The sequence below is a fragment of the Corallococcus macrosporus DSM 14697 genome, from assembly GCF_002305895.1.
Taxonomy (GTDB): Bacteria; Myxococcota; Myxococcia; order Myxococcales; family Myxococcaceae; genus Myxococcus; species Myxococcus macrosporus.
In genome coordinates, this window is record NZ_CP022203.1 from 6,947,133 (window position 1) to 6,962,083 (window position 14,951).

General features: G+C 72.2%; 10 protein-coding genes. 6 read left to right on the forward strand and 4 right to left on the reverse strand.

All coding sequences use genetic code 11. From position 1 onward, the window contains the following. The first annotated feature begins 3 nt into the window (after positions 1-3). The 6 genes from tolR to MYMAC_RS27975 all read left to right on the forward strand — a co-directional run bounded on the left by tolR (position 4) and on the right by MYMAC_RS27975 (position 6,042). Positions 4-471, forward strand: coding sequence for a protein TolR (gene tolR, locus MYMAC_RS27950; protein ID WP_043712165.1), 468 nt, complete (start codon positions 4-6; stop codon positions 469-471). A gap of 3 nt (positions 472-474) precedes the next feature. Beyond that, positions 475-1,263: an energy transducer TonB gene (locus tag MYMAC_RS27955; protein ID WP_013942198.1), complete on the forward strand. Its 789-nt coding sequence runs from the start codon at positions 475-477 to the stop codon at positions 1,261-1,263. Continuing rightward, positions 1,260-2,546 carry a Tol-Pal system beta propeller repeat protein TolB gene (gene tolB, locus MYMAC_RS27960; RefSeq protein WP_013942199.1) on the forward strand — a complete coding sequence of 429 codons (1,287 nt, stop codon included), beginning with the start codon at positions 1,260-1,262 and terminating at the stop codon, positions 2,544-2,546. Before MYMAC_RS27955 ends, tolB begins: the two co-directional genes overlap by 4 nt. A gap of 102 nt (positions 2,547-2,648) precedes the next feature. Further along, positions 2,649-3,833, forward strand: a complete 1,185-nt coding sequence (locus MYMAC_RS27965; RefSeq protein WP_095960291.1) for an aminotransferase class V-fold PLP-dependent enzyme — start codon at positions 2,649-2,651, stop codon at positions 3,831-3,833. Between the two features lie 14 nt (positions 3,834-3,847). Continuing rightward, the gene (locus tag MYMAC_RS27970) at positions 3,848-4,783 is read left to right on the forward strand and encodes a Ppx/GppA phosphatase family protein (RefSeq protein WP_095960292.1); all 936 of its coding nucleotides are present in this window, start codon (positions 3,848-3,850) and stop codon (positions 4,781-4,783) included. Beyond that, a complete protein-coding gene (locus MYMAC_RS27975; protein WP_095960293.1) occupies positions 4,780-6,042 on the forward strand; it encodes a spinster family MFS transporter in 1,263 nt (420 codons plus the stop codon). The genes MYMAC_RS27970 and MYMAC_RS27975 overlap by 4 nt, the downstream gene beginning before the upstream one ends. On the opposite strand, the gene MYMAC_RS27980 is transcribed toward MYMAC_RS27975, so the two are convergent. Genes MYMAC_RS27980 through MYMAC_RS27995 form a run of 4 tightly spaced genes read right to left on the reverse strand, consistent with a single transcriptional unit; the run spans position 6,043 to position 14,951 of the window. Further along, a complete protein-coding gene (locus MYMAC_RS27980; protein ID WP_095960294.1) occupies positions 6,043-7,362 on the reverse strand; it encodes a lysophospholipid acyltransferase family protein in 1,320 nt (439 codons plus the stop codon). It lies immediately after the preceding gene. 22 nt (positions 7,363-7,384) lie between these two features. After that, positions 7,385-7,909, reverse strand: coding sequence for a hypothetical protein (locus tag MYMAC_RS27985; protein ID WP_095960295.1), 525 nt, complete (start codon positions 7,907-7,909; stop codon positions 7,385-7,387). Between the two features lie 11 nt (positions 7,910-7,920). Further along, a complete protein-coding gene (locus tag MYMAC_RS27990) occupies positions 7,921-11,004 on the reverse strand; it encodes a POTRA domain-containing protein (RefSeq protein ID WP_095961712.1) in 3,084 nt (1,027 codons plus the stop codon). Between the two features lie 14 nt (positions 11,005-11,018). Beyond that, positions 11,019-14,951 (reverse strand): translocation/assembly module TamB domain-containing protein, encoded by a 3,933-nt coding sequence (locus tag MYMAC_RS27995; protein WP_095960296.1) that lies wholly within the window; start codon positions 14,949-14,951, stop codon positions 11,019-11,021.

Below are 14,951 nucleotides of genomic sequence, written 5' to 3' on the forward strand. Positions count from 1 at the left end.
ACCATGGGAATGGGCGGAGGCAACCGCGGCGGTGGCCGCACCACCATGAGCGAAATCAACGTCACGCCCATGGTGGACGTGATGCTGGTGCTGCTCATCATCTTCATGGTGACGGCGCCCCTCATCCAGCAGGGCGTGAAGGTGAACCTGCCGGAGACGAAGGCCGCGCCGGTGGAGGCCACGGAGAAGAAGCTGGTCCTCTCCATCGACGCAGGGCGCAAGGTCTACATCGGTGACGCCGAGGTGGCGCTGGAGGAGCTGGAGCAGAAGCTGGCCGCCAACGCCAAGGCGCAGGCCGACAAGGAAGTCTATCTGCACGCGGACCGCGACGTGCCGTACGGTGTGGTGGTGGAGGTCATGGCCGCCGCCCAGCGCGCGGGCATTGGCAACGTGGGCATGATTACGGACCCGTCGGCCGGGGGCCGGGCGTCCAACGGTGGCAAAGGCAAGTCGAAGGAGGCGAAGCGCTAGCCCATGAGCCACTCCGCGGTCAGCCACAGCCTGCTCGTCACGCGCACCACGCGGATGTCGCGCTTCGTGGTGGTGTCGGTCGTGGGCCACGTCCTGGTGCTGGTGGCGGCCATCGCCTACGCGCGCTACTCCGCCGCGCCCAAGGTGGACCTGGACGCCAAGCCCATCCGCGCCACGCTGGTGCGCCTGGGCAAGCCGCGTGACGCCAAGCTGCTGCCGCGCAAGGAGCAGCTCCCGCCGCCGCCCAAGAAGGTGGACGCGCCCAAGCCCCCGCCGGAGGCCCCACCCCCGAAGCCCACGCCCCCCAAGGTGGCGGTGCCCATCCCCGGCGCGCAGCCGGAGCCCGCCCCGTCCAAGCCCACGCCGGTGAAGGGCGAGACGACGGGCGAGGACCGGCGCAAGCGCCTGTTCGGCGCCTTCGACAAGACGGCCAAGGCGGCCGAGCCCGAGGAGGCGGAGGGCGCCGAGGACGGCGACCCGGACGGCGACTCGGCCACCGCGGAGGGCGAGCGCTACTTCGGCCTGCTCCAGTCGCAGGTCCGCCGCCACTACAGCGTGGCGGACACCATCCCCGAATCCGAGCGGCTGCACCTCAAGGCCATGGTGGCGGTGCGCCTGGGCCGCACGGGTGAAGTGCTGGACGTGAATCTCACCAAGGCCAGCGGGAACGACCTCTTCGACTCGGCCGTCGTCACGGCCGTGCGCAAGGCCGCGCCCTTTTCTCCTCCGCCGGACCATCTCCGGGACGCCCTGCAGAAGAGCGGCGTCAACCTGGTGTTCAACGCCCTATGAAAGCCCTGCTCCTCTCCCTGCTGCTCCTCCCCGCCGTCGCGCTCGCGCAGGCGCCCACCATTGAAATCTCCGGCGCCAACTTCCGCCCGCTGCCGGTGGCGGTGCCCGCGCCGCTGACGCAGAACGACGGCGCGAAGTCGCTGGCCGCGCCCTTCGACTCGGCCTTCACCTTCGACCTGACCGCCTCCGGCATCCTCCAGGTGCTGGACCGCAAGGGCTTCACGGCGGACCCGAAGGAGGGCATGGCCGCGGCCAGCATCAACTTCAGCCGCTGGGCGGACGTGGGCGCGGAGGCGCTGGTGAAGGTGTCGCTGGCGCAGGACGGCGGCGTGCTGCGCGGCGAGCTGCGCCTGTTCAACGTGGGCACCGGCCGCGAGGACCTGAAGGTGTCCAGGGACGCGCCCGCCGAGGACGCCTCGCTGCTGGCGCACCGGCTGGCGGACGCGCTCTACCGGCACTTCACCAAGGAGCCCAGCCCTTTCCTGTCCCGCATCACCTACGTGCGCAAGGCGGGCGCCAACCGCGACGTGCTCGTGGCGGACTGGGACGGCGGCAACGCCCGGGCGCTCACCAAAGGCGGCATCAACATCCTGCCCGCGCTGAGCCCGGACGGCGCGCAGGTCGCCTTCACCACCTACCGGAAGAACCGCCCGGACATCTACGTGCAGGCGCCCGGCGGCGCGGCGAAGGCCGTCATCTCCGGCGGACAGATGGCCACCGGCGCGTCCTTCTCTCCGGACGGCAAGCGCATCGCGTACTCGCTGGCGGAGGGCGAGAGCGCCCAGGTGTACGTGGCCAACGCGGATGGCAGCGGCGCCCGCGCGCTCACCGACACGCCCTACGGCCTCAACACCAGCCCCACCTGGTCGCCGGACGGCAAGCGCATCGCCTTCGTGTCCAACCGGGGCGGCAGCCCGCAGGTGTACGTCATGAACGCGGACGGCTCGTCCGTGCGCCGGCTCACCTTCCAGGGCAACTACAACCAGACGCCGGACTGGTCGCCGCGCGGGGACCTCATCGTCTTCACCGCCCGCGACGAGCGCAACGCCTTCGACCTCTTCACCATCAACGTCGAGACGGGCAAGGTGACGCGCCTGACGCAGGACCAGGGCAGCAACGAGGAGCCCGCCTTCTCCCCCAACGGGCGGCTCATCGTCTTCACGTCCACGCGCAACGGCGGCTCGCGGCTCTACGTCATGACGGCGGACGGCAACAACCAGCTCCCGCTGCGCGCCGAGAAGGGCGTCTACCAGACGCCCGACTGGGCCCCGCTGCCGCAGTAGCCGCTCCCAGGGTGGCCGGGGCGCATACGAGCGCTCCGGTGCCGCACACCCGGACCGGCGGCACGTTGACAGCGAAGGCGCGCTCGGGTCGAGTCCTCGCCCATGAGCGCGTCCTTCCGCAGCCACTGGAGCCTGGACCCCGAGGTCGTCTTCCTCAACCACGGCTCCTTCGGCGCCTGTCCGACGGCCGTCCTCCAGCGCCAGTCCGAGCTGCGCGCGCGGCTGGAGGCCGAGCCGGTGCGCTTCCTCCACCGCGAAATCGAGCCGCTGCTGGATGATGCCCGCGCCGCGCTCGCCACCTTCATCGGCGCGGACGCGGACGACCTGGGCTTCGTCCCCAACGCGACGGCGGGGGTGAATACGGTGCTGCGCTCGCTGCGCTTCTCCCCCGGCGACGAGCTGCTCACCACCGACCACGAGTACAACGCCAGCCGCAACGCGCTGGACTTCGCGGCGTCCCAGTGGGGCGCCAGGGTGGTGGTGGCGAAGCTGCCCTGGCCGGTGCCCTCCGCCCAGGCGGTGGTGGACGCGGTGCTGTCCCACGTCACGCCGCGCACGCGGCTGTTCCTGGTGGACCACGTCTCCAGCCAGACGGCCCTGGTGCTGCCGCTGGAACAGCTCGTCACCGCCCTGCGCGAGCGCGGCGTGGAGACGCTGGTGGATGGCGCGCACGGGCCGGGCATGGTGCCGCTGTCGCTGCGCACGCTGGGCGCCGGCTACTACACGGGCAACTGCCACAAGTGGCTGTGCGCGCCCAAGGGCGCAGCGTTCCTGCACGTGCGGCGCGACCTCCAGCCCGCAATCAAGCCGCTGTCCGTGAGCCACGGACACAACTCCCGCCGGACGGACCGCTCCCGCTTCCGGCTGGACTTCGACTGGACGGGGACGCACGACCCGTCGCCCATGCTCTGCGTGCCCGAGGTGCTGCGCTTCATGGGCGGGCTGCTCCCCGGCGGCTGGCCGGAGGTCATGGCCTCCAACCGGGCCAAGGCGCTGGCGGCGCGGAACCTGCTGTGCGGCCGGCTGGGCACCCAGCCCACCTGCCCCGAGGACATGGTGGGCAGCATGGCCACGGTGACGCTGCCGGACGGCTTCCCGGAAGCCCCGCCGCCCCCGCTCTACGTGGACCCGCTCCACCTGCGCCTGTTCGACGAATACCGCATCGAGGCGCAAATCACCCCCTGGCCCCGCCCCCCGCACCGGCATGTGCGCCTCTCCGCGCAGCTCTACAACACCCCCGCGGACTACGAGGCCCTGGGCGACGCTTTGGAAGCGCTGCTGCGTTGAGTAGGCTGCCGCGCATGTCGCGCTTCGCCACCATCGATGTCGGCAGCAACTCCGTCCTCCTGCTCGTCGCCGAGCGCACGCCGGAGGGCCGCTTCGAGGCCGTGCGCGAGCGCGCGGAAATCACCCGGCTGGGCCGGGGCGTGGACGCGACGCGCAAGCTCTCCACCGAGGGCATGGAGGCGACGCTCCAGGTGCTGGAGTCCTTCGCCCGCGAGGCGCGCGAGCTGGGCGCCCAGGGCATCGCCGTGTCCGCCACCAGCGCAGCGCGGGACGCGGAGAACGGCGCGGAGTTCCTCGCCGCCGCCAAGGCGCGCGCGGACGTGGCGGTGGAAATCATCTCCGGCGCCATGGAGGCGGAGCTGTCCTACGCCGCGGTGCACGCGGACTTCGCGGCGGACGCGGCGGGCCCCCTGCTGGTGCTCGACATCGGCGGCGGCTCCACGGAGTTCATCTACGGCAACCGCGGCGGGCACGTGGACTTCCGCCACAGCTTCGACGTGGGCGCGGTGCGCATGACGGAGCGCTTCGTGCGCTCGGACCCGATGACGCCCGAGGACCGCGCGAGCGTCGAGGCCCACCTGCGCGACACCTTCCGCGCCCTCCCCGCCCCGCCGCCCGGCGCGGCCCTGGTGGGCGTGGCGGGCACGGTGACGACGCTCTACGCCGTGCGGCACGCCATCCAGCCCTACGTCGCCGAGCGGGTCCACGGCGGCACGCTGTCCCTCGGCGAGCTGTCCGCCCTGACGCACCGCCTGTGCACCCTGCCGCTGGAGCAGCGGCGCGCCCTGCCCGGCATGCAGCCCAAGCGCGCGGACGTCATCCCCGCGGGCGCCCTCATCCTGCTCGAAGCGGTGAGGGCCCTGAAGCTGGAGGCCTGCCGGGTGAGTGACAGGGGCCTGCGCTGGGGGCTGCTCGCGCACCGCTTTGGAGCCGGAGCCACCTCTTCATGAACGTCCAACCCGCGGCCACACCGGCCGCGTCCGCCGTGCCCGCCAGCAACGCGGGTTATGCGCTGCTCATCCTCACCCTCATCAACCTGGTCAACTACCTCGACCGCTACATCGTCGCGGTGGCGCTGCCAGGCATCCAGCAGGAATTCGGCATCAACGACACGCAGTCCGGCCTGCTGGGCACCATGTTCATCGTGGTGTTCATGCTGGCCTCGCCGCTGGGCGGGTTCCTCGGGGACCGCTACCCGCGGCGGCTGCTCGTGGCCGGCGGCGTGATTCTGTGGAGCCTGGCCACCGGCGCCAGCGGGCTGGCCACCTCCTTCGGCGCGCTGCTCCTGGCCCGCGCGGTGATTGGCATTGGCGAGGCCGGCTACGGCGCGGTGGCCCCCAGCATCATCTCTGACTTGTACCCGCGCGCGCAGCGCACGCGGATGCTGGCGTTCTTCTACATCGCCATCCCCGTGGGCGCCGCGGCGGGCTACGGCCTGGGCGGGTGGCTGACGCAGGCCTACTCGTGGCACGTTGCCTTCTTCGCGGGCGGCGTGCCCGGGCTGATTCTGGGCGCCATGGCCTTCTTCATGCCGGAGCCCAAGCGCGGCGCCATGGACGGGCCGGACGCCCAGGCGAAGCTGCCCTTCATGGTCGGCCTGAAGGGACTGGCGCGCAACTCGGCCTTCTGGGCGGTGACGGCCGGCTACACGCTGATGACGTTCTCCATTGGGGGCCTGGGCTTCTGGATGCCCACGTACCTGGTGCGCGAGCGCGGCCTCGCGCAGGACAGCTCGGGCTTCATCTTCGGCGCGATTACGGCGGTGGCGGGCCTCTTGGGGACGGTGGCGGGCGGCTGGCTCGGTGACAAGCTGGACCGCAAGCGCGAGGGCGGCGGACTGTGGATGTCCGGCGTCGGCCTGCTGCTGGCGGCCCCCTGCATGTACCTGGCGGTGAACCTGGAGGCGGTGGGCCCCACCTTCGCCGCCATCGCGCTGGCGCAGTTCCTCATCTTCCTCAACAGCGGCCCCATCAACGCGGCCATCGTCAACTGCGTGCCGCCCGCGTTCCGCGCCTTCGCCATGGGACTGAATGTGCTGTGCATCCACCTGCTGGGTGACGCGATTTCGCCCACGCTCATCGGCAACATCGCGGACGCGTCCAGCCTGCACACCGCCATCGCCATCAACGCGTTGCCCGTGCTCCTCGGCGGCTTCGCGCTGCTGCTGGGCGCCCGGCTGTTCCGTGAAGCGGTGCCCCGCGCGCGTTAGTCAGGACCGCGCCGCGGCGTCCAGCCTCGGCCGGTACTCCTCGGCCAGGCGCTCCATCTCCAAGGCCAGCCGCTCGCCCTCCGCGAGCAGCAGGGCCTTGAGGCTCGCGCGGTTGCCCAGCGTGAAGAACACGCGGATGTCCCGCTGGAGCGCCTCCCACCGCTCGGAGAAGTAGAGGGTGAACAGCGCCAGCGGCGGCACGGCGAGGAAGACGGCCACCGCCAGCGGCGCGCTCCCCCACACCGCCGCGGCGGCCGTCAACGCGCCCCACCACCCCAGCGCCACCACGAAGGCGGTGAGGAACTTCACCGTGGCCTGCACGTCCAGCTCGGCGCGGCGGCTGGCGAGCCGCGGCACCTGGTAGGGCAGCCAGAACAGGCCCAGGCCCAGCGCGAAGAGCGGCAGGCCCAGCACCAGCGCCAGCAGGTTCTTCACCACGAAGGGCACCACGTTCCCCGGCCGGTAGACGACAGCCAGGTCCTCCGGGCCCGCCGCCTGCACCAGCGCCATGCGGTGCCGGAAGGCGGCGAGCTGCCCGCGCAGGGACTCGAAGCGCTCCGGCTCCTGGGCGCGGAACATCTGCACGCCGCGCGCCCACAAGCGCAGCCGCTCCGCGTCCAGCGCCCCGCCCTGCTTGAAGGCGAAGAGCTGCTCGGCGAGCTGCGCCAGCGGCAGGTCCGCCCACTGCTCCAGGTTGAGCGTCACCGCGCGCAGCCCGCTGGCGATGCGCTCGGTGAGGGCCCGGACGGCCTCCGGCTCCGACGCGGCGTCCGCGGGCAGGAAGTCCGGCACGTCGATGGCCGGCCCCACGTCGATGAGCACCTCGCTGCGGAACACGTTCTTCTCCGCGTAGGTGAGGCCCACCGGGACGATGCGCACCGGCGCCCCCGCCTTCGCCGCGCTCAGCGCGATGCGCGCCGCGCCCGTCTTCAGCTCGGCGAGCCCGGGCTCGGAGTGACTCTTGCCCTCGGGGAAGATGGTGATGGCGCGCCCCCGCACCAGCGCGCCCTTGGCGGCCTCCAGCGTGCCTTCGTTGCCGCCCATCTTCGCCGGGTCATCCTGCTTCCGGTACACGGGCAGCGCGTCCAGCCCCTTCAGCAGCCAGCCGATGACGGGCATCCGGAACAGCGGCGCCTTCGCCAGGAAGGTCACCTTGCGCCGCGTGAGGATGAACACCAGCGCCGGGTCGATGAGGCCGTTGGGATGATTGCCCACGAAGAGCACCGGGCCGTCCGGCTCCAGTGGCGGGGCATTCACCCGCACCCGGTAGAAGAGCCGGAGACACAACGCCACCACCGCACGCACGCACGCGTAGAACACGGCGGAGACTGTACTCCACGTCTCAGGGGTACCGGTCCACCACCTGGATGACGCCCGTGTTGTCCTGCACCACGGAGAAGCCCTTCATCGGGCTCGGGTAGGCAATCAACCCCTCGCCGTCCTTGTCCCAGCGCGAGTCCAGGAGGATGCCGCAGAAGGGCACCGACATCGCCCCGGACTCCGGGAGGAAGATGCGGTCATACCGGCCGAAGACGCGGTGCTTCGTCACATAGAGACGCCCGCCGATGCGCGCGCCGGGGAGCTGCGCCTCCCCCGCGTCACGCGGCAGGGCAATCACGAAGCTGTAGTTGTAGCGCGCCGGGCCCGGGTGGTCCTGGATGGCGTCCACGATGACGGGGACCTTGTCCCCGGGCTTGAGGCCCAGGCGCTCCATCTGAATCAAGGCGCCCCGCGGGCACGCGCCGTCCGGGGGCATCCACTTCGGCCGCGCCGGCCCCTGCGCGGACGCGGAGGCGCCCCGGCAGCCGGCCAGCGCGCCCAGGAGCCCCACGCCCACCACCGTCCACCACAGCCCGCGCACGCGCACCGCCGCCTCCCTCAGAACGTCCCGATGCTGAAGTGGAACTGCGTGGTGGCCTCGTTCACCGACTCGTCCGGGTCCAGGTTGAAGCCCACGTCGAAGGCCAGCGGGCCCACGGGCGTCACGTAGCGCAGGCCCGCGCCCGCCGCGTAGCGCAGCCGGCCCGGGTCGAACTGCGTCCGGTCCAGCCACAGGTTGCCCGCCTCGAAGAAGAGCCCCAGGTCCACGGAGGACAGGGCCGGCAGGCGCAGCTCCGCCTTGCCCAGCGTGAAGAGCTCGCCGCCCTGGCTCGCCGGAATCTGCCCCGCGAGCACGGCCTTCAAGTCGGCGGAGCACCCCGACGGCGAAATCAGGGCCCGGCAGTCGCGCAGCCGCTGCTGCAACGCGCCGCGGACGTCCTCCGGCAGCACGCCGTCCTCGCGGAAGCCGCGCAGGCTCGACGAGCCGCCCAGGTAGAACAGCTTCGAGCCAATGGCCTGGGCCTGCGCCTCCAAGGGAATGATGGTGCCCGCGCGCGCGGACAGCGCCACGCTGGCCCGCCGGCCCAGGGGGATGTAGCCGCTGAGGCTGCCCGACAGCTTCACCCCGTCGATGGGGTAGGCCTCCACGCGGTTGCCCGCCACATCCGTGGGGCGCACGCTCAGGCCCCGGGTGAACTCCGCGCTGGAGACGAACACCACGCCCCGCCGCGGGTTGGCCGGGTCATCCCGGAAGTCCAACGTGGCCGAGGGCCGCAGCGAGTGCAGCGCGAAGTCTCCGAACGGGTAGCGCAGCCGCTCCCGGTCGGCGCGGTTGAGCAACTCCAGCACGCCCGCGCGCGAGCGCAGCCGGTTGTTCTCCACTTCATAGGACAGCGACAGGTTGAGCCACGTCGCCGCCGCCCAGTCCATGGCGGCCGCCGCCGCGAACCGCGAGGACACGTAGGAAGGCCGGTGCACGCGCTCGCCAATGAGGTCCAGGCGGGCCCCGACCTGCAGCGGCAGCAGGAAGAACAGGCGCGGCTGCGCCAGGGCGAGGTTGCCACGTCCTCCCAGGCCATTGAGCCCCTGGAGCTCCACGTCACACCCCGGCGAGGGGCCGCCCCCCGGCACCGTCTGCTGGCAGGCGATGCGCCTGTCGCGCGAGAGCGCCTCCGCGCTCCAGCCCGCGTAGTTGATCTTCCCGCGCGCCAGCAGGCTGAGCCCCATGCCATCCAGGTTGCGGTACGCCGTGTCCAGCGTGATGCGGGGACCGTCCACCAGGAAGTAGCCGCCGGACACCTGGCCGTCCAACCGGGGACGCTCCTGCACCGTCACCAGCACGTCCTTGGTGTCCTCACGCCGGGTGGGGTCCGCCAGCGCCACGTCCACCTGGCGGAACACCCCCAGGCGCGCCAGCCGGCGCTGGCCCTCCGTCAGCTCATCCAGCGCGACGGGCCTGCCCTCCTCCACGTCGAGGTTGGCCAGCACCAGGTCCGGGTCCGTGCGCGTCAGGCCCTGCACCAGGATCCTCCCGACCTTCACCTGCGGCCCCGCGTCCGCGCGGAAGATGACAGTCGCCCGCGTCCCGTCCTCGCCCACCGCCGTCTCGGTGGTGACGCGCGCGAAGAGGTAGCCCTGCCGCCCCAGCTCCTGCTCCAGGGACTGACGCGAGGACTCCACCGCGTCGAAGCTCAGCGGCTCGCCCTCGCGGACGCGCCGGCCCAGGGCCCAGCTCGCCAGGCTCGGTGGCACGCCTTCGAAGTCCACCTTCACCAGCCGCGCCTGGGGCCCCTCCTGCACGTCGAACTCGGCGACGGCCGAGCGCCCCACGACGTCCACCGTCAGGCCCCGGAACGACACCGCCGCGGAGAGGAAGCCCTGCTCGCGGTAGGCCTCGTTCATGGCCTCCACGGCCTCCAGCCACGCGTCCTCCACGTACACGGTGGACGCCGGCGGCGGGGGCTCGGCGCCCGGCACGCTGGGGCCGTGACGGCCCTCCGTGTCCAGCGGGTCGTCGAGCATCCGCAGGTCCAGCTCCGGCCGCGACGTGCCCGCCAGCACCCGCTCCGTCAGCATGGCGCGCAACGCCTCCGCCGGCAGTCCAGTGTTGCCATGGAAGCGCACGTCGCTCACGCGCAGCGGGTGCCCCTCCTCCACGTCGAACACCAGCGCCACCACCTCGCTGTCCGGGCGCAGCACCTCGCGGGGGCGGACGCGCACGTCGTGGAAGCCACGGTAGCGGTAGAAGGCCTCCACGCGCCGCGCGAGCCGGCCGGCGACGACCTCATCCATGGGCTCGGAGACGTCGTGCGCCAGCACGCGCTCCAGCACGGCCTGGGGGAAGTGGCGGTTGCCGTGGAAGCGCAGCACGTAGCGAGGCCCCGCCGACAGCGGCACCGCCACCGACGCGAAGCTCCCCTCCACCAGCACCGCCGGGGCCCCCACCTGCGCGCGCCAGTAGCCCTCGCCGCGCAGCAAGGCGCGCAGCGCCTCCAGCGAGCTGGACAGGCGGGCCCGGTCGAACACCTGCCCCGGGCGCAGCGCCAGCACCTCCAGGAGCCGGGGCAGCGGCAGGCCGGGGCTCCCGGAGAACGTCACCTGGCGCACCCGCGTGGGCAGGCCTTCGTCCACGGAGAGCACCACCGCGACGCCGTCCGTCACCGGCTCCTGCGTCACGGAGACCCGCGTCGAGTCGTACCCCTTGCGCTGGTAGGCCTGGAGGATGGACGCCACCGCGCCCTGCAGCTCCTCCTCGTCCAGCGGACCGCCTTCGAGCAGGCCGCTGGCCTCCAGCAGCTCCCCGTCCGACAGCACGGCGTTGCCCTCGAAGCGCAGCCGCGCCAGCCGCGCCACGGGGGTGAGCTGGAAGATGAGCCGCACCCCGCCGCGCACCGGCGCCGTGCGCGCCACCACGTCCGTGAAGCGGCCCGTGGCCCACAGCCGCTCCACCGAGCGCCGCACCGCGCCCGGCGTCAGCGTCTGCCCCTTGCGCACCGCCACCAGGTCGCTCAGGCCCTGCGCGTCAGCGCCGCCGGGCAGGTGCAGCTCCACGGCGGAGACCTCGGCGCCGAAGCCACGCGCGTCGCCGGGCTGCGCGCGCGCGGGGACCGGGACGAGTGCGCAGAGCACCAGCGCCACCAGCGCGAGCGCGCGGGCTACTCGACCTCCCAGCTCAGCTTCAGCTCGAGCCCGAGGTTTCCAAACGAGGCTTCGTTGTTCTCGTTGTCCCACTGGGCCTGCGCGGAGAGTCGGTCATCGAAACGGTACTCGGCCCGCGCCCGCGTGCCGCGCCCGCTCACGGGTTGCGTCATGCCGATTTTAAGCTGCTCGCTCAGGAACTTCGACTCCAGTTGTGCGGTGGGCTCCGCTTGCCGGGTGGCGTCGTTGTAGGTCGTCGAAATCTGCAGGGACAAATCCCTCAACACCGGATTGCTGGGAAGGAAGCGCTGGAGCTGCCGGTCCAGGCCCGACACGTTGAAGAGGGCCTCGGCCGCCAGGCCGGCGCTCGCCGCGGCCGCGGTGTCCTGGTCGGACGAGGTGAAACCCAGCGTGAGGAGCGACACGATGTCGCCCTCCACCAGGGCCGGCTCCGAGGAGAGCAGAATCTGCGGGTCGGACGGCTTGCCGAAGGCGTGCAGCTTCACCACGAACTCACGCACCTGCGTCTGGGCCTGGACCTCGAAGACGGGGTCGATCTGCGTCGGGTCCTGGAACTCCACCTGCCCCTGGCTGATGGTGAAGGGGTTGTTGCGGAAGAAGGCCTGGCTGCCCTCGGCCAGCTCCACCCGGCCCAGCAGCCCCGGCCGCAGGTCCGTCCCCGTCAGCCGCACGTCGCCCAGCAGGCGGGCCTTCGCCAGGTTGTTGTCCACGCGCACGTCGCCGAAGTGCACATTCACGTCCCAGATGACCCAGGGCTTCGGCGGCTCCCCCGACGCGGACGAGGACGCGCCCGCCGCCAGGTGGGTGGTGCGCCGCTGCATCGTCTTCAGCAGCGCCTCCACGTCCAGCGCCTTCTGGTAGCGCATCTTCACGATGTCCATGCCGCCGGTGACGGTGAAGCCCTTGGGCGGGCCAATCACCTGGAGCAGGCCGGAGAAGGTCGCGGGCAGGTCCTCCGTGAGCCGGTAGGGCACCTCGTCCAGTTGGATGGTGAGCCCCAGCCGCTGCGGCAGGAAGCGCTCCAGCCGCACGTCGCCGCGGGCGGACACGCGCCCCTCGTTGAGCTGCCCCTGCAGGTGCTCCACCAGCACGCGCTGGCCCGTCATCTCCACGCGCCCGGCCATGTTGCGCACCTGGACGGGCCAGTCACGCAGCGCCATCCGCATGTCGAACAGCTCCGCGGAGCCCACCACCGACGGCTTCTCCAGCGTCCCGGAGGCCTCCGCGTCCACGGTGATGCGCCCGGAGGCGCGCTCCACCATGGCGGGCATCAGCGACTCCAGCAGGCGCAGGTCCAACCCGCCCCGCAGGGTGACATCCATGCCGCGAGGGCTCATCCACCCGCCCAGGGACAGGTCCACGTGCTGGCCCGTGAAGCGGAAGGGCTGCACGTCCGTCCGCCCGGCCGCGTACGACAGCGAGATGGGGCCCGCGTTCTCCCCCCGCAGGTCATCGCGCGAGAGGACCAGCCGCTCCACGGTGGCGTCCACCTGCGAGCCCGCGGGCGCCAGGAGCAGGCCCTTCGCGCTCAGCGTGCCGGACAGCGCCCCGCTGACGCCGGCCCACATCGGCGCGTCCGGGAGCAGCGGGCGAATCTCCGGCAGGGAGAACGAGCCCTGGGCTTCATAGGGCCAGTCGTCCTGCACCTTCATGCGGATGCGGCCGGTGGCGTCCCGGAACGGGTTGCCCCACACCTCGAAGGTCTTCCCCACCAGCTTCCCGGTGAGGTCCATGGCGCCCAGGTTGCGCTCGGCGAAGGTGACGCGCGGCGCGCGCAGCGTGACGTCCACCACCGGCACGTCGGCGGTGCCCGACACGACGCCGTCCATCACCAGGGTGCCCTGGATGCCCATGCGCTCGGCGAGCTCCGGGTCCACCGCCTCGGCCAGGGACAGGCCGTCTCCGCCGAAGCGGTAGTCCAGCCCACCCTCGAAGGTGAAGCTCCCCTCCGCCCAGGTGCGGCCCAGGGGGCCTGTGAGCGTGGTGCGCTCCAGCACCATCGCCTTGCCATCCACGAAGCGCAGCCGCGCCGCGCCGTCGCCCATGCGCCGGCCCAGGTAGGTGGTGTCCTTCACGTCGAACGCCACCAGCCCCTCCAGCCGCTCCACCGGGCTGTCCACCTCCACGCGGCCGGTGGCCGTCCCACCCAGCGTGCCCTGCATCACCGCGAGCGAAGGACTCAGGCCCGCCACCACGTCCACCAGGTCCTCGTTGCGGCCCTGCGGGACATTCACTTCCAGGCGCAGGTTGAGCAGCCGCCCGAAGGACACGCCCGCCTTGCCGTAGTACTGCGTGCGCCCCTTCTGGCCGGAGAAGCCGGGGAACGTGAGCAGGCTGTCCTTGTAGGCCAGCTTGCCCTGCATCACCCCCAGCGACAGGTTCCAGAACTCGAAGTCGCGGAAGGACAGGCCCGCCTCCACCTTCACGTCCGCCGCCGGCCCGGTAATCGCGTAGGTGGCCTGGCCCCGCCCGGCCCAGGGCAGTCCGGCGATGTGGCCGAAGTCCGCCAGGTCCACGTCGCCCTGCCCGTGGATGTCCAGGCCCAGCCCGTTGCCCAGCAGCAGCGCGACGTCCCCCGTCACGCGCGAGTGGCCCACCTCCGCGTTGACGTGGGTGAAGGCCACGCGGTCCGGCTGAATCCTCACCTGCGCCTGCGCCCGGCCCTTGTCGAACTCCAGAATCGTGAGCCCGTCCTTGGGCTGCGTGTCGAACGCGTGCGTGGCCAGCACGAAGCGCCCGGTGCGCAGGTCCAGGGGCCCCGACAAGGAGAAGCGCGGCAGCAGGTTGCCGGAGAGCTGGGCGTCCAGCGTGGCGGGGAACTCCACCCAGGAGCCCTTCACGCCCGCCCGGTCCAGGATGCGGCCCAGCGACGCGTCCTCCGTCGCCAGGGACACCTCCAGCGGGAAGTTGGGCGTGAGGCCCAGCCGCCCCGACGCGCGCACCTTGCCCGCGCCCACGGGCACGGTGAGCTCCTCCAGCCGGACGTCCTCCCCCGAGTACGACAATCGCGCGTGGAGGTTCGTCGGCCCGAAGTTTCCGTAGCCCAGGCTGTTGCCTGACAGCTCCAGCGACACCGCGGGGGACTCCGCCTTCCCCGCGATGGAGACCCGCGACCAGAGGTGCCCCGTCGCCGGTTCGGGAATCAGCCGCGCCTGGTACAGCGCGCGCAGCGGGAGGAACACCTGCGCGTCCAGCGCCAGCCGCGGCGCGCACAGCGAATCCACGCGGCCGGACACCGTGGTGGTGATGTCGTCCAGCGACACCTCGGCGCGCTCCAGCTCCAGCAGGGCCTCGTCCGGGTCCAACGCGCCGGCGACGACGAGCTGCCCCAGCGCCAGCTCGCGCCCGTCCGGCCCCAGGCGCACCCGCCCGCGCCGCGCCTCCACGTCCAGCTCGATGACGCCCCACTGCTCGTCCCAGCGGACGTCCAGCTCGTCCACCTCCAGGCGCCGGCCCTCGGGCAGCGCCAGGCGCAGCTCCGCGCCGGAGATGTCGAGCTTCGCCACGCGCAGGTGCTCCAGCGGCTGCAGGAAGCAGAACGCGGGCCTGGGCTCCTTCGGCGCGGAGGGCTGCGTCAAATCCAGCGCGACGCGCGGGCGTGACGCCTTCACCTGGGCCAGCGTCAACCGGCCCCGCAGCGGCTGGAAGAAGCCGAGCTGCACCTCCGCCCGGTCCACCGCCACCAGCGGCGAGTCCGTCCCCGGAAGGAACAGCGAGAAGCCGTGCACCACCACGCGGGAGCCCAGCGGGTCCAGCTCGCAGCGGCCGAGCCCCACGTCCAGGCCCAGCACATCCGGCAGGTGCCGGCGGCCCAGCGTGCACGCCACCTCCCACGCCTCCGGCATGCGCAACAGGAGCACGCTCCCCGACAAGACGAGGAGCACCAACAGCAGCGCCCTGCGCGCACCGTGGCGGCTCTGGGAGGACAA